This window comes from Metabacillus sp. GQ13 (genome assembly GCF_059758525.1).
In genome coordinates, this window is record NZ_JCAXET010000033.1 from 1 (window position 1) to 24959 (window position 24959).

21 protein-coding genes, 2 pseudogenes and 1 other annotated feature are annotated in these 24959 nt (G+C 34.8%); of the genes and pseudogenes, 16 read left to right on the forward strand and 7 right to left on the reverse strand.

Annotated elements, in window-relative coordinates:
• Window positions 1-489 precede the first annotated feature (489 nt).
• Window positions 490-660 (forward strand): hypothetical protein, encoded by a 171-nt coding sequence (locus AC6CHR_RS24330; RefSeq protein WP_498251757.1) that lies wholly within the window; start codon window positions 490-492, stop codon window positions 658-660.
• An 856-nt stretch (window positions 661-1516) separates the two neighbouring features.
• Here the strand turns inward: AC6CHR_RS24330 and AC6CHR_RS24335 are convergent.
• Window positions 1517-2035, reverse strand: a pseudogene (locus AC6CHR_RS24335) (MFS transporter); the annotation flags it as partial.
• 221 nt (window positions 2036-2256) lie between these two features.
• On the opposite strand from AC6CHR_RS24335, the gene AC6CHR_RS24340 reads away from it, so the two are divergent.
• Window positions 2257-2793: an FtsW/RodA/SpoVE family cell cycle protein gene (locus AC6CHR_RS24340; RefSeq protein WP_498251775.1), complete on the forward strand. Its 537-nt coding sequence runs from the start codon at window positions 2257-2259 to the stop codon at window positions 2791-2793.
• Window positions 2794-3212: 419 nt separating this feature from the next.
• Window positions 3213-3572, forward strand: coding sequence for an NUDIX hydrolase (locus AC6CHR_RS24345; RefSeq protein ID WP_498251758.1), 360 nt, complete (start codon window positions 3213-3215; stop codon window positions 3570-3572).
• Window positions 3573-3688: 116 nt separating this feature from the next.
• Here AC6CHR_RS24345 and AC6CHR_RS24350 read toward each other — a convergent pair whose 3' ends face one another.
• The 3 genes from AC6CHR_RS24350 to AC6CHR_RS24360 form a co-directional block, all read right to left on the reverse strand.
• Window positions 3689-4381, reverse strand: a complete 693-nt coding sequence (locus AC6CHR_RS24350; RefSeq protein WP_498251760.1) for an LrgB family protein — start codon at window positions 4379-4381, stop codon at window positions 3689-3691.
• Window positions 4378-4746, reverse strand: a complete 369-nt coding sequence (locus tag AC6CHR_RS24355) for a CidA/LrgA family protein (RefSeq protein WP_498251761.1) — start codon at window positions 4744-4746, stop codon at window positions 4378-4380. The genes AC6CHR_RS24350 and AC6CHR_RS24355 overlap by 4 nt, the downstream gene beginning before the upstream one ends.
• Window positions 4747-5057: 311 nt before the next feature.
• Window positions 5058-5924, reverse strand: a complete 867-nt coding sequence (locus AC6CHR_RS24360; RefSeq protein ID WP_498251762.1) for a LysR family transcriptional regulator — start codon at window positions 5922-5924, stop codon at window positions 5058-5060.
• A 1037-nt stretch (window positions 5925-6961) separates the two neighbouring features.
• Here AC6CHR_RS24360 and AC6CHR_RS24365 point away from each other — a divergent pair.
• The 3 genes from AC6CHR_RS24365 (at window position 6962) to AC6CHR_RS24375 (ending at window position 10333) form a co-directional block, all read left to right on the forward strand.
• Entirely contained in the window at window positions 6962-7933 is a 972-nt protein-coding gene (locus tag AC6CHR_RS24365; protein ID WP_498251763.1) for a phosphotransferase enzyme family protein, read from the forward strand.
• 238 nt (window positions 7934-8171) lie between these two features.
• Window positions 8172-8417 (forward strand) — a binding site (T-box leader).
• Window positions 8418-8516: 99 nt separating this feature from the next.
• Window positions 8517-9764 carry an MFS transporter gene (locus AC6CHR_RS24370; protein WP_498251764.1) on the forward strand — a complete coding sequence of 416 codons (1248 nt, stop codon included), beginning with the start codon at window positions 8517-8519 and terminating at the stop codon, window positions 9762-9764.
• Between the two features lie 128 nt (window positions 9765-9892).
• A complete protein-coding gene (locus AC6CHR_RS24375) occupies window positions 9893-10333 on the forward strand; it encodes an SRPBCC family protein (protein ID WP_498251776.1) in 441 nt (146 codons plus the stop codon).
• Between the two features lie 447 nt (window positions 10334-10780).
• On the opposite strand, the pseudogene AC6CHR_RS24380 reads toward AC6CHR_RS24375, so the two are convergent.
• A pseudogene (locus AC6CHR_RS24380) lies at window positions 10781-10894 on the reverse strand (3-hydroxyacyl-CoA dehydrogenase); the annotation flags it as partial.
• Window positions 10895-12065: 1171 nt separating this feature from the next.
• Between AC6CHR_RS24380 and AC6CHR_RS24385 the strand changes: the two are divergent.
• The 5 genes from AC6CHR_RS24385 (at window position 12066) to AC6CHR_RS24405 (ending at window position 17491) form a co-directional block, all read left to right on the forward strand.
• The gene (locus AC6CHR_RS24385) at window positions 12066-13178 is read left to right on the forward strand and encodes a Gfo/Idh/MocA family protein (protein ID WP_498251765.1); all 1113 of its coding nucleotides are present in this window, start codon (window positions 12066-12068) and stop codon (window positions 13176-13178) included.
• A gap of 116 nt (window positions 13179-13294) precedes the next feature.
• On the forward strand, window positions 13295-14032 hold the full coding sequence (locus AC6CHR_RS24390) for a sugar phosphate isomerase/epimerase family protein (RefSeq protein ID WP_498251766.1): 738 nt from the start codon (window positions 13295-13297) through the stop codon (window positions 14030-14032).
• 204 nt (window positions 14033-14236) lie between these two features.
• Window positions 14237-15175, forward strand: a complete 939-nt coding sequence (locus tag AC6CHR_RS24395) for a helix-turn-helix domain-containing protein (protein WP_498251767.1) — start codon at window positions 14237-14239, stop codon at window positions 15173-15175.
• Between the two features lie 55 nt (window positions 15176-15230).
• Complete coding sequence (locus tag AC6CHR_RS24400) at window positions 15231-16061, forward strand: sugar phosphate isomerase/epimerase family protein (RefSeq protein WP_498251768.1); 831 nt, start codon at window positions 15231-15233, stop codon at window positions 16059-16061.
• 56 nt (window positions 16062-16117) lie between these two features.
• Window positions 16118-17491 carry an MATE family efflux transporter gene (locus AC6CHR_RS24405; RefSeq protein ID WP_498251769.1) on the forward strand — a complete coding sequence of 458 codons (1374 nt, stop codon included), beginning with the start codon at window positions 16118-16120 and terminating at the stop codon, window positions 17489-17491.
• A 124-nt stretch (window positions 17492-17615) separates the two neighbouring features.
• On the opposite strand, the gene AC6CHR_RS24410 is transcribed toward AC6CHR_RS24405, so the two are convergent.
• Entirely contained in the window at window positions 17616-17807 is a 192-nt protein-coding gene (locus AC6CHR_RS24410; RefSeq protein ID WP_498251770.1) for an alpha/beta-type small acid-soluble spore protein, read from the reverse strand.
• A 790-nt stretch (window positions 17808-18597) separates the two neighbouring features.
• On the opposite strand from AC6CHR_RS24410, the gene AC6CHR_RS24415 reads away from it, so the two are divergent.
• From AC6CHR_RS24415 to AC6CHR_RS24425, 3 genes are all read left to right on the forward strand, one after another.
• On the forward strand, window positions 18598-19485 hold the full coding sequence (locus AC6CHR_RS24415; RefSeq protein ID WP_498251771.1) for a TIGR01777 family oxidoreductase: 888 nt from the start codon (window positions 18598-18600) through the stop codon (window positions 19483-19485).
• Window positions 19486-19566: 81 nt separating this feature from the next.
• Window positions 19567-19779, forward strand: coding sequence for a hypothetical protein (locus AC6CHR_RS24420; RefSeq protein WP_498251772.1), 213 nt, complete (start codon window positions 19567-19569; stop codon window positions 19777-19779).
• A gap of 117 nt (window positions 19780-19896) precedes the next feature.
• Complete coding sequence (locus AC6CHR_RS24425; protein WP_498251777.1) at window positions 19897-20382, forward strand: GNAT family N-acetyltransferase; 486 nt, start codon at window positions 19897-19899, stop codon at window positions 20380-20382.
• Window positions 20383-20511: 129 nt separating this feature from the next.
• Here AC6CHR_RS24425 and AC6CHR_RS24430 read toward each other — a convergent pair whose 3' ends face one another.
• Window positions 20512-22200: a cellulase family glycosylhydrolase gene (locus AC6CHR_RS24430; protein WP_498251779.1), complete on the reverse strand. Its 1689-nt coding sequence runs from the start codon at window positions 22198-22200 to the stop codon at window positions 20512-20514.
• 352 nt (window positions 22201-22552) lie between these two features.
• On the opposite strand from AC6CHR_RS24430, the gene AC6CHR_RS24435 reads away from it, so the two are divergent.
• Together AC6CHR_RS24435 and AC6CHR_RS24440 are read left to right on the forward strand one after the other, a co-directional pair.
• Window positions 22553-24505: a GTP-binding protein gene (locus AC6CHR_RS24435; protein WP_498251773.1), complete on the forward strand. Its 1953-nt coding sequence runs from the start codon at window positions 22553-22555 to the stop codon at window positions 24503-24505.
• A 142-nt stretch (window positions 24506-24647) separates the two neighbouring features.
• Entirely contained in the window at window positions 24648-24932 is a 285-nt protein-coding gene (locus AC6CHR_RS24440) for a DUF3219 family protein (RefSeq protein WP_498251774.1), read from the forward strand.
• Window positions 24933-24959: the final 27 nt, after the last annotated feature.

Here is a 24959-nt window from a genome sequence, read left to right on the forward strand (position 1 = left end):
GCAAGGCACTTATCGTGAGATAGGGGCTGGAGGAACGTGGAATAAAATTTTGGCTCGACGTACAGAAATCTGATACTAAGGCTTTATAAAGGGATTAGTGCCCAAGACAAGTCAGTCAAAGTCCAAAAGATGTGCGTAACCCATGATGAGGGATTAATGCGGTGGACGTGATGTTGTGTCTTTCACTAGTATGGTCAACGTGAAGAAATTGGAGATCCCTTTATCGTGGAAGGGCAGAGTCAACTGTTATCGCTCGGTAAGAACGTATCAATATAGCTTTTACAACTATACGGCAAGGTAGTTGTAGAAGTGGAATCCCTATTAATCTGAATCTTTAAGCATTGCAGACGTATTAACTTTGCAAAGGGGAGTGTATTAATGTCAAAAAATAATGACAAAACCAAATCCCATATTTTTTTAAGTCTAATGTTGATAATTTCTGGGTTTTTAATAGCTGCTTGCTCTCAAACAGTAGAGGAAGACCAGTATATGACAACAATTAAAAAAGTTCTTAAGCATCAGTTTACTGGTCCGGATGAGGAGTTTATGGAGCTATTATTGAATCCAACATATAGAACTGTTGTGAATAATAAAGAAGAGAACCAAGAGTTAGATAAGTATGTAGCAGAAGCACACGGACCTTACTTTACCGATTCTTAACTCTATACCTTCCTAGCTGTATTTGGTACTCAATACCCAAGTTTTGCTTACGAAAATGGATATGAGTTAAGGCTTAAGAATATTACAATTGAGCAAATCGAGAAAATTTCAAATCGTTATACCTTCATAGCAAAAGTCGGTTATCAGAGAAATGGGGATGAAGAAAAAACTGCAAATGTAGAAGGCGAAGTTATCTTCTCTACAAATGAAAAGGGAAAAATAGAGGGATTTCAATACGGAAATGACAATGGCTTGTCGACTATTTTGAGATCGAGCAATTGAACTATGACTTTGTTTTTCGAATGGAGCTTACCTGGACCCAAGTAGGAGTTTTTCATTTTCTATTTCCCAAATGTTCAAATCATGTAGCAAACTTTATCAACTGACTTAACAAACACTGAAAAAACCCCTGAATATTATGATTGGACACATTAAGGTGATGAAAAAGACTAAACCCCTAGATGTATTAATAAATCTAATTGGAACTTATGTTGCTCTATATGAATTTGAAAATTAAAATAAGCTTAAAAAATAAGCTAGCTTTGGAAAGGAGACTTGATTGATTCTCATTTTTTATATTATCTTTTGAATATCTTTTTAGAATATTTATCCAGCAACTTTACCATATTGGATTGGTACAAAAGATTGGAGATTTCCCTAATTCTGAAGCGTTATCTATTTTTCCTTATAGCGTAACGCAAATATTTCGGAAATTTTGTACGCTAAGAATTTTAATCTAAAAAAGCCGATCTACTGTACGGGGTCACTTAATACTTGTAATCGACTTATATCTAATTTCACTAACACACCCGTTGAACAAGAAAGAAAAATAATTAACTCAGTCCTTTTACGGAGGTCAGTGTTTACTTTTACCTCTTTGAAACCATATCACAACTGGAATGAGCAATAAGGACAAAAATCCACCAGCAAATGATAATATGGTATAACTTGAACTAGCTACAATTATTCCAGAAAAGGCTTCACCTGAAGCTCCTGATAACGCAATAAAAACATCCATTGTACCTTGTGTCTTCGCACGCGTTGAAGATTCTGTTGAGTCAACAATTAGAGCAGTCCCACTTATCAAACCAAAATTCCATCTTAATCCTAGTAAAGAAAGAGCAATGATTAGGAGAATTAGAGAATCACTTGGTGCAATCGCAGCTACTACACCTGCAAAGAGCAATATAACTCCAGAAGCAACAGACATTGCAGTTCTACCTATTTTATCAACTAGGATTCCCGTGACAAGCGAAGGAAGATACATTGAACCTATCTGAAAGCCAATTACAAGACCAATTTCTCTTAATCCATGTCCATGATGCGCCATATGTACTGGTGTCATTGTCATAATAGCAACCATCACAATTTGGCTTTACTATTAGTGGAAGTTCACTTTTACCTCTATTTCTAGTATTTTGGGCTTTCTCTTTGTCTAAGGAGAAACCGAAACTGTTCGTAGTATTAGGTGTTTACTTCCTTTCGGTGTTCTTGTTTATGTGCTTGCCAAGTTATACCGATGTATTTATTTATTCCATATTGGTGTTAACTTTATAGTTTTGTAGTTTCATTAGTAAGAAGGCTACCTATACATCTATTGGAGTTTTTTTAGGTCTAAATATTATACTTGTCTATTTCTTTTTGTTTAGGGCAGAATATCAACAAGAAGGGTACTTTGCATGTCTAACTCCCAGTGATTACTCACAAGGTGCAGGTTATATGTACGTTATGATAAAGGATTTAATATCAAGAGGTGGATGGTTTGGAAATCAAGAGCAACCGAGGTATATTGCAGAAATGACAACAGATTTGGCTTTTGCTAACATCACTTATTTTTATGGGTGGATATTATCTGGATTCCTATTCACTCTACTATTATCACTTTTATTTAGATTAATGGTTGTTTCAACTAAAATAAAAGATCGATTCGGTAAACAACTGATATTAGGAGTATGTTCATTACTCTCCATTCAATTTGTATACAACGTTGGGATGATCCTTGGCTTTTTACCGATGATATCGATGTCACTGCCTTTTGTTAGCTACGGGCTTACTCCAACTGTCTTAAACTCTCTTCTTATTGGAATAGTGTTAAGTGTCTATCGTAGAAAACACTTAGTTGTTAATTCATGACATTGTTTCATATAGATGTTTATGGAAAGTAATAATTCAAAACGGCATTCAAAAACGAAAGCCGTTTCTTTTGTTTCTTTGTTTCTATACCAGTTATTTAATTTGGGAAAGTGTTTAAAGGACTTAATATATAGAATTTGAAAAAGAGGAATTTGGCTTGTTACTTTATCAAAAATTCAAAGTAAATCATGAATAAAACCCTTTATTTGTAGTAACGGATGCTTAATCAAAGAAGGATTAACGCTTATTTTTGTCGAATTTATTCTACGGTAAAAATACAGTTATAACATTAAGTATATTTAAAAATATACTTAGGGGGGATTAAATGAATTACGTGCTGGAATTAAGAAAACTAGTGGGTCATAAGACCATTAATACTAACAGGTTCAGTTGTCTTAGTTGTAAATGAAGATAATGAATTGTTATTACAACACAGAAATGATGGAGGTTGGGGGTTACCTGGAGGTCTAATGGAATTAGGCGAAAGTTTAGAAGATACTGCTAGAAGAGAAGTTAAAGAAGAAACAGGTCTTGAAATTGGAGAATTGGTATTACTAGACGTTTTCTCAGGTTCAGAATATTATTTAAAGTTGCAAAATGGTGACGAATTATATTCAGTAACTGCTGTTTATTTAACATATGAATCGAAAGGAACCATTGAAATTGATAAAACCGAGTCTATTGATGTAGGGTATTTTAATATTAATGAATTGCCTGGAGGTTTAACAGAGGCAAACCGCAACTATATAGACCCTTATCTTAGACGAATTGCCAAGTAATCTTGTTCAACAAACGGATGCTTTAGTATAGGAGGAAAACCATAAGATAATAAGAAAACCGTAGGGTATCCTGCGGTTTTCTCGTTTTTTTAACGATCTATTCAAAAGACATTTTATCAAATATGCGCGATATTCATCAAAGTAGGAATAAGCAAACTCCCCCAAGCCATCGTAATCCATGCTGCAAAGATCATCGCAAGAGTGGAGAACGTACCTTCCTGCTCGCCGTATTCCATTGCTTTATTTGTTCCTACTCCATGAGCACTCATACCTAAAGCTAATCCTTTTGCAATTGGTGACTTAATAGATAACCACTTAATCTCAAAAGGACCCATTATTCCACCAATTATTCCAGTAAGAATCACAAATACCGTTGTCAACGTTGGCAATCCTCCGATATCCTTTGACACTTCAATGGCTATCGGGGTCGTTATTGATCTTGGTAAAATACTAATTATAAAATCAGGGTTTATTTTAAATACCAAGGATAATACCAACGAAGAGATAATTGCAACGAATGAACCCATTGTAATACTAACTAAGATGTTTCCAATATACTTTTTCACTAAATAAAAATGCTTATAAATCGGGATGGCAAAAGCTACAGTTGCTGGACCTAACAAATGTGTAATGACCCTTGATGCATTGATATAATCATCTGCCGGAACATGAAACAGACTAATTAAAACAATAATAACAATCGGACAAATTAATAAAGGATGTAGCAACGAAAATGACCATTTTTTATAGCCGAATTTTGTAAGCTTGTAAATAATAAACGTAACAAGTGTCGTCAAAAAGATCGTCAATTTGATGCACTTCCTTTTCGTTTATGCATGAAATCTGCTGTATAAGCAGTCGTTGCCATAACGAGAAATGTGCTAACACCAATTAATAGGACGATTAGAAGGCCTTGCCAACTCAATATTTCATCATAATTGACGATTCCAACCGCAGATGGGATAAAGAATAGGAGTAATTCAGCTAGCAGCCAGTTTCCACCTTTCTCGACCCATTCCAGTTTGACAATCTTTAAAAATAACGCGACTAAAAGAAACAATAGTCCTATCATCGAAGCTGGAATTGGCATTGGAATAATCGCTTTTATACCTGCACCTATTAATAAAAATAAATGAATGAATAGTATTTGAAATAAGATAGTAGCTATTTTCATAATAAAAACCTTCCTTTTTAGGAAGGAGCATCTTTGCTCCTTAAAAACCAATTATATTGATTGATAAAGAACATCTTACTATGCTATTGATCATTCGTATAATACATATAATTCATCTGGTATATAACTTATGGTTATAATGGGCTTACTAATTAAAGATTCATTTTACTTCTGTATTACTTTAAAAGTAATAACGTAATAATTATACTATTATATTGGATTTTGAAACGAAACGAACAATAGGATATGTATCCTTAAATAAGCAATTAAAGAGATTAACTGTGATTCAAATCGAAAAACAAACCACAATACTACCTGAAAAAGTCAATAAATGTTCTTCCAGCATAGGAAATGTATTTCTTCTTTTTTGAAATCAGGGCAAGATTCCACGGTGTCATCGGCTTTAGTTGGATGATTCGTACCTTTTTGTTCTCAACCCGATTGCATATTGATTCGGGTAAGATCGTAACACCTAAATTCGCTCCAACCATTTCAGACATGAAATCCCATTGGGAGCTTTTAAACAAAATTTTAGGTTCAAATCCTTCCCTAATAAAATTCTTCCACATAATATCATGAAGTGCGAAATCCTCGTGATAGAAGATAAATTCTTCATCTTTTAATTCATGCAAATAAATGAGATCCCGGTTCGCAAGTGGGTGCTCATGATGAATCAATAATTTCATTTCATCCTCGACAATCGGATAAATATTAAAGACATCTTCATCAACAGGAAGAACAGCAACTCCCAATTCAAACTCACCTTCTTCGACACCCTTTACAACTTTTGCAGCACCGTATTCCGTAATATTAAGTGAAATATTCGGATGGTTTTTATGAAATTCAGCAATGATAGTCGGGAAGTATAGACTTCCGATAATAGGTGGTAACCCGATGCTGATTGATCCCTTTTTTAAATTCGTCAAATCATTTAACGTTGTCGTCATATCATTTACCTGGGCTAATATTCGTTGCGCATATTCTACTACAATTACTCCACCATCTGTTAACTCACTTGTCTTATTTGAGCGGATAATCAGCGTCATGTCTAGTTCTTCCTCAAGACCTTTGATCATTTTACTTAAAGCAGGCTGTGAGATATGAAGTGATTCAGCTGCTTTTGTCATGCTTTTATATTTTGCCACTTCGAGAAAATAGGTTAATTGACGTAGTTCCATACATCACACCTCCTGTATCTATTATAGCTTAGCAAACGTATTATACATATTTCCAGGATTATTAGTGAGACAAGCATTTAAAACCGAACGCAAAGTTAAAACAAAGCAATAAAATCCAAGTTATTCCTCAGATAAAATAGAAGTTACTTCTAGGGTCATACGAAAGTGGTTAATATTATTTAGTTTCGGGGTTTGCAAATGGGAAAAAGCATATGAAACGACAAATGAAAGCTGTGCAATTTGATTATTGTCTATTCACTTGTTACAGATAATAATGAATATAAGAATGAAGAGGAATCCTAGACCTTTATTTAAAAAAATAAGTTGACATCATTATGATAAAAAGGTAAAATTTACCTAAATATATGGAAAGGAGTGAGATTATGCAATTCAAAAAAATTAAAGAAGTTAACCTTGGGAATGAAATTATTGCCTCTCACTCATACGGTTTAAATTATTAGGAAATAGCTTTAACATTATGATTAGAGACCTAGGCAAAAAGGATGGGCATTATTTGCTTTGAATTAAACATTTGAACCACAGGGTTATTTTATATAAACCTGTGGTTTTTTGTATGAATTTAAACAAATGAGCTCATATAAGTTTTAATCCCCAACAGTTCCTTCAACTTTTAACAGGAGGCAAACTAATGGATTTACAGTCACTTTAAAAAAACAATAAGTAGCGCTAATGGTAAAGGAAAACACACTAAAACCAGTGTCGATTTTATTTTCCATCATTCAAATGGATAATTTATCGCCACACCAAGGGTAAGAGAATCGCAACTTTGGGGATATGAAGAAATTCTTAACCAGAGTTTCGAGGATATAAACGACTAAGTACTAATTGTAAATAATATAGTGATTGTCCAAAAAAAGAACCAGACTGAAAAGTCAAAAGCAATATGCCAAGGTCGTCTCGATAGTTACAATAAACAGTTACTAGAACTTCAAAATACTAAAAGTAAAACAAAGACAGTTCAATAAAAATCCAATAAGAAAAAATGAGGGATGTTTATTATGATGAAACTCAGTATCATGCAAAAAGTATTCGAAACTGTTGACAGCGGCTGGAGAAGTCCGTTGGCGGAAAAAATTCTTAATAATTGGGGATATGATGAAGGTTCCGTATTTTGTTTACGTGCAAGCGCAAATTTTATATTTATCTTCAAAAAAGATGGTCAAACATATTATTTACGATTTAATGATTCGTACGAAAGAGAACTTCAGTCAATAGAAGCCGAACTAAACATTGTTCAGTACTTAGGTAATGACTCCTTAAACGTAGCCATGCCTGTAAAATCATTAAATGAGAAGTATATAGAGGTTGTTGAAACCGATCTAGGAACGTTTTATGCAGTCGTATTCGAAGCACTTGAAGGAAAGCATTATGAAGTCGAAGAAATCACCAATGAACAGACATATATATGGGGGAAATCTTTAGGTAAATTACATGAGAGTCTTAAAAACTTGCCTGAAGATTATCGGAATAATCGCCCAAGTTGGAATGACCGTCTTATTAAAGTAAAAGAATTGATTCCTCCTCACGAAAAGACGGCATACAAAGAATTAGAACGAATTTTAAGGTGGGCTAATGGATTAAGTGTTTCAAAAGAAAACTTTGGGATCATTCATTATGATTTTGAACTTGATAATGTAGTATTTAAAAACAACACGATTGGAATACTTGATTTTGATGATTCTTCCGTCTATTGGTATGTAGCCGATATTGTCTATGCACTTAGAGATGTAGGAAATTTTCATATTGAATTACCTATTATAAAAAAATTCATTGAAGGATATAAAAGTGAAACTACCTTAGATATAGACATCCTCAGTGAAGCTTTATGGTTCGAGAGATTGCACAAATTAGTTTCTTTTGCAATATTGATACGCGCTGTTGACGTTGAAGAATCGCAAGAATATCCAGAATGGCTCATCAACCTTCGAAAAAAATTATCTGATTTAATAGATGGGTATCGTCTTTCATTTGAAAAATTTAATAAATAAAATTATAAAAAAATTACTACTGACGCTAATATAAATATTTTATTAGCGTCTTTTACTTTACTTAAGCTTATCTAATTTACTAATTCAGCTTATTTTTAATTTTATACACTTGATGGTGAAGGAACCATACGTATATTATATAGTTTGTCAATATATTTCATTAAAACTTAAAATATCTCTTTCTATACTATTATTTCTATTTACATAAAATGTAACCTTTTGTAATATATAAATAATATCAAATGCGTTGAAGAGAAGAGTAAATAAGATCATGTCTTTCTAGAGAGCTCCGTATGGTGGAAAGGGGTAAGGCTGATTTATTGAACCAAGCCTCTGAGTATCATATTGGAACCTTTTAGGAGATGGTGTGACGGGAGCTCCCGGTATAGAGCTAAGGTATAGGATTATTGTACCTGATAAGATTAATATGGCGACATATTAATAAAATGGGGTGGCACCACGATTAAAAAATCTCGTCCCCAAGACTTTATTTATCATAGAGTCTTGGGGACGAGATTTTTTTGTTAGATATTTATCAGTATCTCAACTTTTAAACGGTATATTTGATTGGGGGAATAAGTTGATGATTTTATTGGAAAAATTTACTTCTTGGAAATATTCATCTATTTTATTGCTTGGAATTGGGGTCTCAAATATAGGTGAATGGATTTATTTCATCTCCCTTAATTTAATCGTTTTTGATATCACTGAATCGCCTCTAGCGGTATCTGGTCTTTATATCATCAAACCCTTGGCTACTTTATGTACAAGCCTTTGGGCAGGAAGCTTGATTGACCGTATAAACAAACGAAATCTAATGGTTTTTCTTGATCTATTCAGAGCCCTGTTTATAGCTGTAATACCTTTCTTTTCATCGATTTATCTCATTTATTTAATTGTCTTTATCATAAATATGGCAAGTTCAATGTTTGGTCCGACATCAATGATTTATATTACAAAATTAATTCCTATCGAACAAAGAAAACAATTTAATTCCCTACATAGTCTAGTTACCTCAGGTGCCTTTTTATTAGGTCCAGCAGTTGCCGGATTATTGTTTTTAATTGGTTCATCAATATTGGCAATCTATATAAATGCAGTAGCGTTATTCATTTCAGGAATAATTACGTTAGTCATGCCTGACCTGGAAAAACAAACAATTGTATCATCAGTAAGTAATCGATTATCAATGGAAATAATAAAAAAAGACTTTTATGTGGTAGCTGAATTTAGTCGAAGATGTCGTTATATTATGTTAATTTACTTTTTGTTTAGCTGTGTGATGATGATAATGACGAGTGCCGTAGATTCACTTGAAGTAGCTTTCTCTAAGGAAGTGTTATCTTTGTCAGACAGTGAATATGGATTTTTGGTCACGATTGCTGGAGCAGGTATTGTATTAGGGGCGTTCATTAATTCCTTAATCGTAAAAAAAATTGAAATCCAAGCATTAATTGGTCTGGGATCTATACTCGTCTCCACAGGTTATATGATATATGCTTTTTCAAGTTCGTTTTTCATTGCTGCAGTGGGTTTCTTTATCCTTGCCTTTTTTATCGCTTACGCTAATACAGGATTTCTTACTTTTTATCAGAACAATATACCTATTGATATAATGGGACGAATAGGTAGCGTCTACAATCTAATTCAAGCATTTTTAGTGATAACGGTAACTAGTATTATGGGTGTTGCAGGAGAAATCACATCCATTCAAACTGTTGTAATTATAGGTGTTATCGTCATGATGATATTATCCCTAATGTTGTGTATTTTTAGTTTCCTACCATCAAAAGGCCATTTATTCCAATCCAAAATCACTAAGGGTTTCTAATCAACAGTATAAAGGATATAGTAGTATTATCGTTCTTACAGCAAAAGGGATTTTCATTTAAGGAAGAGCCAGTATAATTGAAAGATAAAATGAAAGATAAAATATTCAGAAAGAGAGTTGATTTTTTTATGTCTACTCAAGTAAATACAAAATTTAAACTACACAAGCCAGCCAATGAGGTGTTTGAAGCAATTGTAGACCCCGTGAAAATCGGGAATTATTGGTTCTCATCGAGTTCTGAGAGATGGGAACAAGGCAAAATGATCACATTGAAGTATGTCGAATACAACGCAGAAGTAAATATCAATGTTTTGGAAGTCGAGGAAAATAAGAAAATCGTTTTCTCATGGGGGGAATTCGGTCAAGAAACTGTTGTTACAATTTCACTAAAAGAACTGGATCATACTCGTACACATATTGAGGTAAACGAATCAGGCTTCATTGAAGATGATCCTGATATAGAAAACAAATTAATTGGACAAAAAGAAGGTTGGGTATATATGTTAACCTGTTTAAAGGGCTATTTAGAAAATGGGATAAATAATTTAAGAGCATCATTAATCCATTAGAACTATAACATCTTGTTACCAAATAGGTATGATCGTCTACAATGATATAATCAATATAGGAACCAAAATGGAAGTAATATGACAATCGTATGAAAACTACTTAGATTTGAAGCTATAGCTTTCAATAGAAAATTCGAAGAGATATGGGATAACTTCTTTATTATAAAGAAGTTTATCTTCATCATATTACCTTAGAAAATGAAATACCATTAGAGGGATTCGAGCAAAGAATTACACTCATTATAGGAAAGTCTAGAGTATAATGTTGGCGTTAAAGGATTTAAGCAGTGGTTATCTTTACACAAAATAATATGAATTCGTTAACGGATTTTTTTTACTGTTGAACAAATAGTAGGGGGTACACCATTTCCATTTTCACATGGCGTCCTTCTATTATTAAAGATAGATATGTCACATATTTTATTCACTAGAAATTCATTAATATAATTATTTACTGTTTAAAAAGTCAGGTTTCATGTAATTTGGATTAAGATATGTATAGAAACCTTCTCCTGTGGCTGTTCCTAGTTTTCCTTTTTCGATATACTCCGTTTTCAATACACTACCTGCGACCGTTATATTCTTAAAATTCATCTTCATTCTCCTTATCTTCACTTATGGTTCATATTAAACAACTTTTAATGATGCCCATATCATTAAAAAGTTGGATTTACTGTAAGAAAAAAATATCCTTGTTCTTAGTTTTCACAGAAAGGTATTATGGCGAAATGAGAATAGGTTTTTACAAAAGTCTAATTTGATAAATATTGGAGTATATAAATATTTAAAGATAATATTATTTTCTTTAATTGACAAAATATACGGGGTTAGACAAAATAAATACTATTCTAAAATACTTTATGAAAGAAGAGTGACTAAATATAAATATTAACCGATTTTCAAAATCTGCCTAACAGTAACGCCTTTTTACCAATCCTTGAAATACCTAATCCATTTCTTCAAATTGATAGAATTTCACAAACCTTTCAAATGGAACCATTCCATTTTTATAATAATCGATTAGTTAAATAAATGTGGAACACAGTCACCTTCAATAACACCATTCATCGTTTTTCCCTTTAAGTTTACGAATATTGTTTGTATCATTTCCAATAAATAAATTTGCATTCAGGATGTCTCCTTATTCTATTTTCGTTTGTTCTATAAGTAAATTCGAGAGCAAAAGGTATGTAAAAAAGCTAAGCATCATAATACTACAGACAGTCATATTACCTTTGGTTCTCAAAGGCTATATTCCAACAGAATTAAGAGCACGAGAGCGGATAACATTTCAACCAATACTTCCTGAGAAAGCAATTATCATAAATATGCAAATAAGAAATAGAATAGGTAGAAATGATCCATGACCATGCGGTAGCAGAAAGAAATTTAAAAGAGTTGTGGACATTAACCAAGCCCATTTATGATCAATAAATAACAAAAAGGAAAGCAACCTGAACATTTGCTTTCCTTTTTGCAATTAGGATTTCCTACAAAAATTTTTTGTAAAATATTTTCATCCAAAGTGTCAGTTATCAAACATGTGAGTTTCTTATCTTTTAATAGCTGAATTCATATGGAATTACAGAACCGAAAGTAAGTTGACTACAAAATAACGAAAATATCAAATAAATCCAGTTTATCTATTGTCTTCTCCATTGTTATTTAAGTGGAATTTGCTTAAATTATACGTATAGGAAAATTTAAAACTATTTATAGAAAAAGGTGATACATGTTGAGAAAAGTAAAAATTGGTTTAATTGGTTGTGGACAAATAAGCGCCATTTACTTAAAAAATTGCATCGAAACTTTCAATGACGTATTGGAGGTTTACGCATGTGCAGACTTAGTAAACGAACTCGCAATAAAGCGGGCAGAGGAATATAACATCCCAAAGGTTTATACCGTTGAAGAGTTACTATCTGATCCAGAGATAGACATGGTTTTAAATCTAACCGCACCTATTGCTCATGCTGAGGTAAATTTGAAAGCGCTTCAAAACGGTAAACATGTCTATACAGAAAAACCATTTGCTCTCACACGTGAGGATGCCAATCAAGTCCTATCTTTAGCTAAAGAAAAAGGTCTACTTGTTGGTTGTGCACCTGATACCTTTCTTGGTGGAGGACTACAAACCTGTCGTAAACTTATTGATGATGGATGGATTGGTACACCATATGCTGCAACTGGTTTAATTTTAATGGGCAATGCATCTGATGGAATGCATCCGAACTTCGAAAACTTTCTCCAATTAGGCGGAGATCCAATGTTTGATATGTGCCCATATTACATCACAGCATTGGTATCATTATTTGGTCCAATTCGTCGTGTGACTGGGTCCACACAACAACTTAATCATCAAGTAACTGTGAAAAATCCTAAATCACCTCGGTTTGGTGACTCGGTAAAGGTAAAAGCTCCAATGAATGTTTCCGCTTCATTTGACTTCCATAATGGTGTTATCGCAAGCCTTCATGCAGCTAAGGAAAGCTATGGATATACTCCTAGATTTGAAATCTATGGAACAGAAGGAATCCTTATTGCCAATGACCCGAACTTTTTCGGTGGCCCGATTCAATTGAAGCAAAGAAACGGGCAAATCAAGGAGATGCCGTACTCCCATGACTTTACAGAAGATTGCCGTGGACTAGGTATAGCAGATATGGCTTATGCGGTTTTATCTGGCAGACCACATCGGGCATCTGGACAATTGGCTGCCCATGTCCTTGATGTAATGCTTGGTGTATTTGATTCTTCAAACACAGAACAGCACATCACAATAACAGCGGAGTGCGAACAACCAGCTCCATTACCTTTGGGTTTGAAATATTATCAGCTAGATTGATAAAAAGAGTTTTTTTAATGTGCCAGTGTTAGATTAACAATCTATTTTTTATAGATAAATTGATAGAAATGACAAGTATCGTTATCAGAATAAAAACAAACAAAGGAAGTGTTTACATGAAATTCCCAATTGGATTACAACCTTATACAATTCGTGAACAATTAGCTGATGATTATCTTGGTTCATTACAAAAAGTTGCAGAAATAGGCTATAAAGGGATTGAATTAGGTCCACCTACTACGATGACAACAAATCGCTTAAAAGAACACCTAGATGATTTAGGTTTACAAGTTATTGGCTCTCACGCTGATTTATCGACATTGACCACTGACCTTAACTCACTGATTGACTATTTACATATTGTCGGTGGATCGTACATTACTCATTCGTCGAAATTCGGGTCAAAACAAGAAGTCCTTGAATCAGCTTCACTGTTTAATCAAATTGGCGAGAAATGTCGTGAAAGAGGCATTCAGTTTTTGTATCATAATCATAATTGGGAATTCAAGAAGTTTGACAATGAGTATGCACTCGATATCTTACTCAATGAGACAGATCCAAATTTAGTGCAACTGGAACTAGACACTTATTGGGTACAGCGTGCTGGTGAGGATCCAGTAGAATATCTCCGGAAATTAACGAATCGCTGTCCTTTGCTTCACATAAAAGACATGGAACCTGGCGAAGAACAGTTTTTTGCTGAAATAGGTGAAGGGATCCTTCATTTTCAAGATATTTTTAAGGTAGCAGAAGAAATCGGAACAAAATGGCTAGTTGTTGAACAAGACCTTTGCCGAAGACCCCCATTTGAAAGTATTGAAATTAGCTATAACAGTTTACAAAAAATGATTTAATGAACAGAATCTATTCCTATCGATCATCGAATTGGTACTTGAGTTGACTTGAATATATTGTTTCAGTTTAGAAGGCTTGAGTTTATACGCAATAGGGTTTTCCAAAAAGGGTAGTATAATAAAAAAGTAGCTAGAAGAAGCCGTCCCTATAATAAAGACGGCTTTGGTTCTCTCTACTTAATTAAGCCAGATAGGGGGCTTCCAATGATAGACGCTCGTGAACCTTTCAGTACTGACAAAGAAGCCTTCACAATCCTGCCAACGATCCGTATTGCGGGAGATGTAACAATGAAGCCGGGAACAGGGCTTGGGCCACGAAAACTAAGAGAATATGAATTATTGTACTTTCCAGATGGCTCAAATACCGTTTACCAAGTAGAGGATACAGCCTATAATCTTAAGGAACCTTGCTTCATATTAAGTCGTCCCAATGAATCTCATACCTATTATTATGATCCGAAAAAACCGTGTCGACATTTATTTATTCATTTTTACTTTGATAGTGAAATAGAATGGGAACCCTTACAAGATATTCTTAAGAAGAATGGACCCTCCTATATACCAAATGTTGAAGATTTGTACGTCTTGATGATGAAGCAAATTCTTCATATCGCTTATTCAATACCAGATCGTATCCAACAACGAGGAAGTTCTTTGCTTTTATCCCTATTAGAAGAACTTAATGGTCAAATTGTTGATGAGCCATTAGTTGCACATACAGACCGAATTCCTCCACAGATCCTAAAAGCATTAGATTACATTGAGAATAATCTGAATAATCCTTTGTCTATTGAGCAATTGGCACAAAGTGTGGGATGGACACATGAACATTTTTCAAGGCTATTCACGCAGCATATGGGTCGGACACCAAGAGAAACAATTATTCAACAAAGAATAGAAAAGGCTTGTCAGCTCTTATTATATGAGGATTGGACGATCAAACAAATCGCATACAAGGTTGGTTTTTTAGATGAAAATTACTTCAGTCGAGTATTTAAAACTAGTAAGGGAATGACTGCCACTAGTTATCGCAAAAAATTTAGTAATCCACGTTATAAAGAGTTTCATCCTGCTAGTGAGGCAGATACGATGTATCCTCAAAATCGAATACTCTTTAATAAGCTGCAGTATTTACAAAAGTGATCTAGTAAAGTTTCAAATAGAATATTAACAAACTAATCGTAGAGGAGAATTCGACTTGTTTCCATTTAAAACTGCATTAAATACCTCGACACTTCTTCCATTCAATTTAAATGTAAAAGAGCAGATAGATGTAGCCTCAAAGGCAGACTATCAGGGGATTGAATTATGGGTAAATGATATTATTGTCTATTTACAAAGTGGCGGAACAATAAAAGACTTAAAAGACCATATCGATGATTCTGGTATCACTCTTGTTAATGCGATTGCCTTTTTTAAATGGACAGATCGAGATGAGTCAACACGTACACTTGGATTTGAACAAGCAAAAAGAGAAATGCATCTCCTTGCAGAATTAGGCTGCAAAGCTGTCGCAGCTCCACCTTTTGGTCATGTTGAAGGAGTACCACTTAAAGTAATAGCTAAAAATTTTGCTGAACTGACAGGAATTGCACGTAAGATTGGGATCGAACCATACCTAGAATTCTGGGGGAGAGCCAAGAATTTATCTAAACTGAGTGAAGCTATCTTTGTAGCAAAGGAGAGCGGTGTAGATGATACGAGAATATTATTGGATCCGTTTCATATGTATATAGGCGGAAGTGATTTGAATCATTTACGTGATCTAACAAGCAGAAATATTGGAATTGTTCATGTAAACGATTATCCACGTTATCCTAAAAGAGAAGACATTCATGACAATGAACGTGTATTTCCCGGAGATGGTATTTCGAATACAAAGGAATTCGCAAAGTTGCTTGAACAAACAGGCTATCATGAATATTTATCACTAGAGCTTTTTGTTCAAGATTATCGAGAAAAAGGAGCATTAGAGGTTGTACAATACGGCTTAGAAAAAATCAAAACAGCTTATAGTATAACTTGCTAAACGATAAGTTTACTCAACTCTTATGTAATCAATTAAAAACCTGAAGGGGTCTTTTTGTGGGGGACAAAACTAGCACGATCAACCTTTCTTTATTTGCCATCACCTGGCCCATATTTATCGAATCTGCATTACAAATGTTTCTCCGAACGGCAGATACATTCATGTTAAGCAGGGTATCTGATTCGGCTGTAGCAGCTGTAGGTGTTGCTAATCAAATCATTATGTTTGCCTTTTTATTGTTTAATTTCGTTGCAGTCGGTTCAGCAGTAGTGATTACCCAGTATCTAGGAGCGAAAAAGCACGATGAAATTGGAAAACTTGTAGCTACATCGATTTCACTTAATTTGTTATTCGGTTTGTTCATTAGTTTGATCATGATTTTTTTTAGTGATCACCTTTTAATGATGTTTGACCTTGATGAATCTCTATTTACTCTTGCAAAAACGTATCTTGTTATTGCTGGTGGCTCATTATTTATCCAAGCGATGATGGTGACAGTTACTGCAATCATTCAATCCCACGGGTATACGAGGGATACGATGTTTGTAGCAATAGGAATAAACATCATCCATATTATTGGTAATTATCTGCTGATATATGGTGCATTCGGATTCCCTAAGCTAGGTGTTACTGGTGTGGCGATTTCGACAGTTATTAGCATTTGCATAGGACTTGTAGCGAATTTACTAGTCCTAACGAAACGAGTAAACGTTCAACTTCATTTGAAGAATCTATTAAGGTGGAAGCAAGATCATGTTTCGAAAATATTAAAAATTGGAATTCCTGCCTCAGCCTCAAATTTGTCTTATTCAGCCAATCAAATTGTCACAACAGCTTTTATCGTTTCACTCGGTGCCGAGATGTTATCGACAAGAATTTATACACAAAACATCATGTTTTTTATAATGATCCTTGCTATCTCTTTAGGAAGAGGTGTACAAATTATCGTTGGCCATTTAATTGGAGCTGGCGAAAACGATGAAGCCTATAAACAAACCTTTCTTAATCTAAAACGCAGTATGTTAATTACGATTTGTGCTGTCTCGATTATTTGTCTATTTAGAGGGCCATTATTAAGCTTATTTACCAATGATCCTGAAATTATCTCACTAGGTTCTATGCTTTTAGTATTGGGTTTCCTACTAGAACCAGGGAGAAACTTTAATATTCTTATCGAAAAGTCACTGCAAGCAGCAGGAGATGCACGTTTTACGATGTCGGTATCAATTATCGTCATCTGGTGTTTCAGTGTTCCAATGACTTATTTATTAGGCATCTATTTCGGATATGGATTGATTGGAATATGGGTAGCCTTTATTCTAGATGAGTGGATACGTGGATTAATCCTCTGTATACGTTGGAAGAGCAGAGCATGGGAGAATAAATCACTTGTAAAGCGAGAAAGCAAGGAAACAAAGGCCGTTGTATGAACACATAGAGACCCATTCGGAAGGATGGAATGAATAAAAGAGAGCGATTCTTTTTGATCCCACAAAGGAATATGCTTTCTTAATTTTTAGCTAGGAACCTCCGTTTAGAGGTTCCTAGCTAAAACTATTGCTGTTGATTCTGAAGTTGGCTTTCACCCATCGCAATTAAGCGCTTTGTCATTTCTCCCCCAACAGAACCATTCGCACGAGCGGTCGTATCGGCACCTAGTTCAACCCCTAATTCATTCGCAATTTCCTGTTTCATGGAAGTTAGAGCATTTTCTGCACCTGGCACTAATAATTTATTTCTAGCCATTGTACAACACCCCTTTATCTGAATGTAGTTAGGAACCTAAAGAGCACCGATTCAATGCCCAACAATATGGTTCCCAGTTTTCCACTTATTAATCGTATATTCAATAAATTGGCGATTCTATTAAAAAATACCTACTTTTCCCAAATTTTGTGAGATAGTTATGGTAAAATTAATTAGAGATTGCGAGAAAGCCGACTACTTAAACTCTCAGTAATTCCGTAAAGGTGTAAACCAATAAATAGAAACTGAAGAAAGGTTGAAGAGAAGAGATCTTTGAACTTAGTATATGTTCATTTCACTTCAAGTCCTGATAGATTTATAGAAGAATTTTGGGCTACACTGCATACTAGTATTTTTGGTGATTCTCCTAATATTCCTAAACAATAAAACTAAATTGCCCATTAACATTGCATTTCAGGACACAAAAAAGTTAGATACAAAATTGGCTATGAAATTGATAAAGGTACATTTTAGAGCTTGCTAGGTGGAATGGATCCTCAATATCGAAATGATGGTGTTGTTACAAACTAATGGAAAAACAGCATCACTATTTAAAAGAACATCGTTATAAGGTAATCTAAACAAAAACAAAGAATAAATGGCGAATTAGGCTAATTTGAATATGAAATTTGGTTTCGATGTCAATAGTACTTATATTGATACATAATGAAAATTAAAAGTCATTCTTGAAAAGAATTTACTAAACTAGTCGCCTTTTTATCTCGAGCCATCGTCTCGTTAGGCAATTTGCTAGAATGACATATTCGGAAAACAAATGGGGGTCACAAGGTTGAAAAAGAAAGTGGTTTTAGCAGGAGGAACGGGTTTTATCGGTACATATTTTGAAAATCATTTTGTTAACCTTGGATATAAAGTGAAAATCATCTCAAGACAAACGCATCATATTTCTTGGGATGATAAAACAGCTATTATAGCGGCATTAGAAGAAGCAGAACTGCTTATTAATCTTGCTGGGAAATCTGTAAATTGTCGGTATAATGAAGCAAACAAACAAAAAATCATGAACTCCAGAACAAGAACAACTAAGATTCTGGGAGAATCCATCTTAGCCTGTAAAAAACCACCTATTGTTTGGATGAACTCTAGTACTGCAACCATTTATCGACATGCGGAAGATCGTCCTATGACAGAAGAAAATGGAGAGATTGGTTCAGGATTCTCCGTAGATGTTGCAACAACTTGGGAGGAAACCTTCTTTTCTTTTAAATTGCCGAATACAAGACAAATTGCTTTGCGGATTGCCATCGTATTAGGTAAAGGTGGAGGTGTGATAACACCTTACCGAAACTTAGTGATGTTTGGACTTGGTGGTGTGCACGGATCAGGCAACCAGAAATTCAGTTGGATCCATGTTGAAGATCTATTTCAGATCGTTCTTTTCTTAAGAGATAGAGAAGAACTTAGCGGCGTCTTTAATTGTTCAGCTCCTCAACCTGTTAGTAATCGAGAACTCATGAAACAAATTCGCTCGGTAATGAATAGACCCATCGGCCTGCCTGCACCTAAATGGATGCTTGAGATCGGTTCAGTAATGCTCCGCACTGAAACAGAATTGGTCTTGAAAAGCCGCTGGGTCCTTCCAGAACGATTAGAACGTGAAGGTTACAACTTTACCTTTAACACTCTTGATAAGACCTTGAAGAACATCCTGAAGTAAATGATCAGCTAAAGCTGAAACAAAGAGACTGGAACGATGAGAATAGAGAAAAATAAATTACCTATCAAGGAGAGAAGTCTAATGAATAAGTTCTTTTCAAGGTACTCAAATTGGCTATTTCTCTTAGTAGTGGGCATTAGTTCAATATCAGTGTTAATTAACTACAAAAATACAGTTCCAGAAATGATTGCTATTATAATGGGCACGATGGGAATGTTAGCTGTTGGTTATCTTACTATTAATATTGAAAAAAATACGGAAAAGTCGAGAAGGCCAATTACTAGGTCAAGTTAAAGCAGAGATGTTGAAATGGAAGATCGAGATTTTTACCAATTTGCTAGAAGGAACGGCCAGAAAGTAGATTGAGCGTTATTTTAATGTGCTTTCCTTATCAAACTGGGGGTGAGGATAATTAAACTCAAGATTCGTAACATGCAAAAGGAAGATATAAGCCACGTTCAGAACATCGCAAAAACAAGTTGGAATGAAACATACGAAGGAATCATACCACTAGAAATTCAAGATAGCTTCTTACAAATGGCTTATAATGACGAGATGATGAACAAACGATTGGAGAATTCTTGCCTGGTTGTTTCAGAAGTAAATGGTGATCTTGTTGGGTTTGCGAATTTTTCGCGGCTTAATGAAGATGGAGAAACGGAACTGTCAGCGATCTATTTATATCCTGAGTATCAAGGAAAAGGATTAGGCACAGCATTACTTAAAAAGGGTATTGATCATCTTGAAAATACAAAAAAGGTTTTTATAGATGTTGAAAAAGAAAATAAAACTGGACTATCCTTTTATCAGGCAAAGGGGTTTGAGATTGTCTCTGAATTCGATGAAAACTTTAATGGGCATATCTTAAAAACAGTTAGAATGGTTTTAAACGTGTAGGAGTTCGCGGAAATAGCGGGCTCTTTTTGTGATGAAAATCGAAATTCATAAGTAAGCTCATCATAAGTGTAGAGGGATTAGACAAAAAAACCAGTCAGCCATTGTTTTAGCTGACTAGTAAGAAATGATTTACAAAGCTACACCGCTAATGATTGAGCCTGTTTTAGTTATTTTATAGGTAACCACTTCACCACTCCAAAAATGAAATTTCAAAAGGACTTCCCCATCACGCACCTCATTAAAGAAGGCAGGTAGTAGTTTCATTTCATTTGTATCGTAAGAAGGTGTGAATGCATAAGCAAATTCCTTAAATGAAGTCCAGTTTTGCGGGCCTGCATTGCTTCCATCATCAGCATAAACAGCTTCCATTGTAGCTAGACGATCTCCATTAAATTCAGTCGGAATAGCATAGGAATCAGTTGTTCCATTAACACTTTCCAATGTTGGCGTGTCATAGAGAATAACATCAAATCTCCAATCAACACCTTTATTAAATTCAGCGATCAATTCACCATTCTGACCAAGAGTACCCGAAGAAGTCAGCTTTTTTAGTAGAGTGGCATTGAGTGTTAATACATCACCGTTTAGCTCATAGTCTTTTTTCTTATGCAACTTTTTATGATCAGCCTTAATCCCGGTTAGACGATTATTATTTAGATTAAGTTTAATTGAGATATCCTCAACATCAGCATCTTTTTTCAGAAAGATAAGATCTGTTTCAGCAGTAGCTGATCTCTGCTTTAAACTTGTATTCAATAAATTGTATAGATCTGGGTCTGCCCATTGATATGTTTGACGATTGAAATGCTGGCCATTGTCCCATAACATATGTGTGATCTCTTTTTCTTGTACATAATAATTCAAGAACTCAAAGAATTTTAATTTCTCACCTTGTTCAATCGTTTCCGTATTTTTATCAAACCCAAGTAGACCATATTCCCCAAGGATAACTGGAATCCCTTTTGCGACAAACGAATGATGAACTCGATCGAAAGTGTTGATAATATCATTCTTTGTCTCTTCGTTAAATTTAGTAAAGCCTGCTACATTCACACTAAACGGCCAATATCCGTAGTAGTGAACGGTTGCAATTAGGTTCGGGTCATTTAAACTAACTATTGTTTTGTATAGATCATCAAGATTTTCTTGTGAGGAAGCTGTTTCTAATGTTGGCAGGACAAGCGGTCGTTTAACATTTTTAGCCCCAGAGTCTCGAACAATCTTGTGAAAAGAAGTATTCAGTTCATTTAGCATCTCAAAGTGATCTTCTGAGACATCACCCCAACCATCGGTAAACCTAGGCTCATTCACACTCTCGAACATTAGCTTATTTGGATGATTTTTGAAGCGGTTTGCGATCTGTGTCCATGCCGATTCATATCGAGCTAAAACTTCGTCATGATCAGATCCCATTTGATTTACCCATATCCAGGAATCATGATGGATATTAATCATGACATATAGACCTGCATCTAAAGACCAATCAACCACTTCTTGCACTCGATTCATAAATGCTGGATCAATTTTATAGTCAGGTCCTACACCGATTCTTTGATCCCATGTAATCGGAATTCGAATACTTTTGTACCCTTGGTCAGCAATCCCGTTGATCAATTCTTTGGTCACACGCGGGTTACCCCAAGATGTTTCATCATCGCCTGTTGCATCAAAGGTATTTCCTAAGTTCCAACCAGGTTGCATATCACTCACATAGGACTGAATATTACTACTTTTTCCATTACCTTTCCCTTGATGTTTAGTCTCAGGAGCTGCAGAGGTAGTCATCGGCAAAATGAGACTGGTTAATAAAACGAGCATAAGTAACAATACACCATTTCGTTTAAATACTAGATTCAATGGTTTAGCCTCCTATTAATATATGTACTTAATTCACCAATTCCCATATAACCTAGTCTTCTTTAAAACGAATAGACTTGATTACAGGATAGAGAAAGATTATTTTCACCTCCAATAAAACCGTTTGTAAACGCTTACCTAATAAATCTATCATAATCACTTTTAAGGGAATACCCTACAAATTAGTGTTATAATCATGAAATAATTGCTGCTTATGGATCGGTTTAAAGTGTTCAATTATATATAGTAGATTTGCTATAATAACTAGAAAGATCATAGATTATTTATAGAAAGATAATAGAGGGGCTAAAACATGAATAAGACGATAGGGATATTAGCTCATGTCGATGCAGGTAAAACAACTTTTTCAGAACAACTACTTTATCACACCAAAAGCATCGATAAAAGAGGACGTGTCGACCATAAGGATGCCTTTCTAGATAGTCATGATATCGAGAGACAACGTGGGATCACTGTGTTTTCCGATCAAGGCATGTTTACAATACGGGATTCTACCTACTACTTAATTGACACACCTGGCCACATCGATTTTTCTCCTGAAATGGAACGTGCGATACAAATAATGGATTATGCAATTGTCATTATTAGTGCTGTTGAAGGGATAGAAGGACATACCGAAACAGTTTGGGAACTTTTAAGAAAACATGAAATCCCAACGTTTTTCTTTGTTAATAAAACTGACCGAGTTGGAGCAGATGTAAATCGAGTAATCAATGAAGTGAAAAGGAATTTAACAGTTGATGTTTGTGATCTAACAGACTTTAAAAACAATGTGATGAGTGAAGAAATTGTAGAGTTTGTCGCTGAACGAGATGAATCATTGTTAGAATCCTATTTTGAAAACGGCTATGAACATGAACTATCTCTTAAAACGTTGCAAACACTGATTGCGAACAACACCATTTTTCCACTATTATCGGGATCTGCTCTTCATGATCTCGGAATAAAGCATTTTTTAGAACTAGTTGATCAATTAACATTAACCAACTACACAACTCAAGAACCATTTTCCGGTCGTGTTTATAAAATTCGCCATGATGAGAAGGGAGCAAGAATCACTTTTATCAAAGCTTTGAGTGGAACCTTGAAAGTTCGAGACCCCATTACCTATGGCGATAATGAAGACACAATCACTGAAAAAATAGCCCAGATTCGTCGATATAACGGCAATACCTTTAAAACTGTTGATCAAGTACAAGCAGGTGAGATTTTTGCGGTTATCGGTTTATCGTTTGTGTCTATAGGTGATGGAATCGGACATCTAAAAGAAAAAGCAACCTATAATATTACACCAACCTTACGATCTAACGTGACATTCAGTTCGAGTTTACATAAAAAAGATGTTTTACAGTATTTTAAGCGGTTGGAAGTAGAGGACCCATCGTTAAATGTTATCTGGGAGGAAAGCTTACAGGAGATACATATCCATGTCATGGGGGAAATCCAATTAGAAATCTTGGTGCAAGTGGTAAAAGAGCGATTCAGTATTGACGTACAGTTTGAAAAACCAGAAGTGATTTATAAAGAAACGATTGCGTCAGAGGTAACCGGATATGGTCATTTTGAACCGTTAGGACATTATGCTGAAGTGCATCTATTGTTACAACCAGGTGAAAGGAACAGTGGGTTAACTTTCGATAATCATTGCCATGCTGATGACATGACGTTTGGCAACCAAAACTTAATTCGTCATCATTTGTTTGAAAGGGAACATCATGGTCTCTTGACAGGATTTGCTCTAACAGATTGTAAGGTCTGCCTACTGACTGGAAGAGCCCATAATAAGCATACATCTGGTGGTGATTTTCGAGAGGCTACCTATCGAGCTTTACGCCAAGGGTTGGAAAAAGCATCAAACCAGTTACTGGAACCGTTTTATCGATTTAAGATCAAAGTAGATGTAGATCAGATGGGTCGAGTGTTATCAGATGTTCAACATGCTTACGGAAGTTATGATTCTCCACAAACAGATGCAGATAAAGCGATCATAACGGGCGTTGTACCTGTTGCAACATTTATGAACTATAGTAGTCAATTAGCTTCATTTACGCAGGGGAAGGGGACAATAAACTTAGTCTTTGCTGGGTATGATACTTGTCATAACGAAGAAGCGGTTATTGAGAGGATTGGATATAATAAAAATGCTGATCCTGAGTACTCTTCCTCATCAATTTTTTGTTCGAAAGGAAAGGGTTACACTGTAACATGGGATGAAGCGGAAGAAGCCATGCATTGTTTAAAATAGAATAGAGGGTCGAAACAAGTTATTTGCCCTAGTGTAGTTCAAGTGCTATTATTTGGAGGAAAGGGACATGAATTTAGCCATCATATGAGCTCAAATCAATACGGACACGGCTTTTTATGTACAAGATAAAGGAGATGATCTTTTGGTAAAAGAGATTCTTTTAAATGATCGATCTATTCAAGTGACAAGTTACAAAAAAGAGAAGGTCAATCGCCTAAATAAATTAACTGTTCAGTTTAACGTGACGAGTGAGGAATACCATGATGTTACGACATTACTATACAAAGGGACATTTGATGTAAAAGTCCCTGAACATAACTGGCAATTTAGAGGATCAATCCAACAATATTCTACGTCATTTACAAACCTATATGAAAAAGGTCAGGTAGGTGAATTCACACTAAGTTTGCTTGAATCACAAGACTAGCTTTTTATAAAAAAAACTCTCCTTAGT

Excerpts from the sequence above, each read along its gene's own strand:
- AC6CHR_RS24330 (WP_498251757.1), top strand. The coding sequence starts at position 490 with ATGACAACAATTAAAAAAGTTCTTAAGCATCAGTTTACTGGTCCGGAT.
- AC6CHR_RS24355 (WP_498251761.1), bottom strand. The coding sequence starts at position 4,746 with ATGAAAATAGCTACTATCTTATTTCAAATACTATTCATTCATTTATTT.
- AC6CHR_RS24360 (WP_498251762.1), bottom strand. The coding sequence starts at position 5,924 with ATGGAACTACGTCAATTAACCTATTTTCTCGAAGTGGCAAAATATAAA.
- AC6CHR_RS24365 (WP_498251763.1), top strand. The coding sequence starts at position 6,962 with ATGCAAAAAGTATTCGAAACTGTTGACAGCGGCTGGAGAAGTCCGTTG.
- AC6CHR_RS24370 (WP_498251764.1), top strand. The coding sequence starts at position 8,517 with ATGATTTTATTGGAAAAATTTACTTCTTGGAAATATTCATCTATTTTA.
- AC6CHR_RS24375 (WP_498251776.1), top strand. The coding sequence starts at position 9,893 with ATGTCTACTCAAGTAAATACAAAATTTAAACTACACAAGCCAGCCAAT.
- AC6CHR_RS24385 (WP_498251765.1), top strand. The coding sequence starts at position 12,066 with ATGTTGAGAAAAGTAAAAATTGGTTTAATTGGTTGTGGACAAATAAGC.
- AC6CHR_RS24390 (WP_498251766.1), top strand. The coding sequence starts at position 13,295 with ATGAAATTCCCAATTGGATTACAACCTTATACAATTCGTGAACAATTA.
- AC6CHR_RS24395 (WP_498251767.1), top strand. The coding sequence starts at position 14,237 with ATGATAGACGCTCGTGAACCTTTCAGTACTGACAAAGAAGCCTTCACA.
- AC6CHR_RS24410 (WP_498251770.1), bottom strand. The coding sequence starts at position 17,807 with ATGGCTAGAAATAAATTATTAGTGCCAGGTGCAGAAAATGCTCTAACT.
- AC6CHR_RS24420 (WP_498251772.1), top strand. The coding sequence starts at position 19,567 with ATGAATAAGTTCTTTTCAAGGTACTCAAATTGGCTATTTCTCTTAGTA.
- AC6CHR_RS24430 (WP_498251779.1), bottom strand. The coding sequence starts at position 22,200 with ATGCTCGTTTTATTAACCAGTCTCATTTTGCCGATGACTACCTCTGCA.
- AC6CHR_RS24435 (WP_498251773.1), top strand. The coding sequence starts at position 22,553 with ATGAATAAGACGATAGGGATATTAGCTCATGTCGATGCAGGTAAAACA.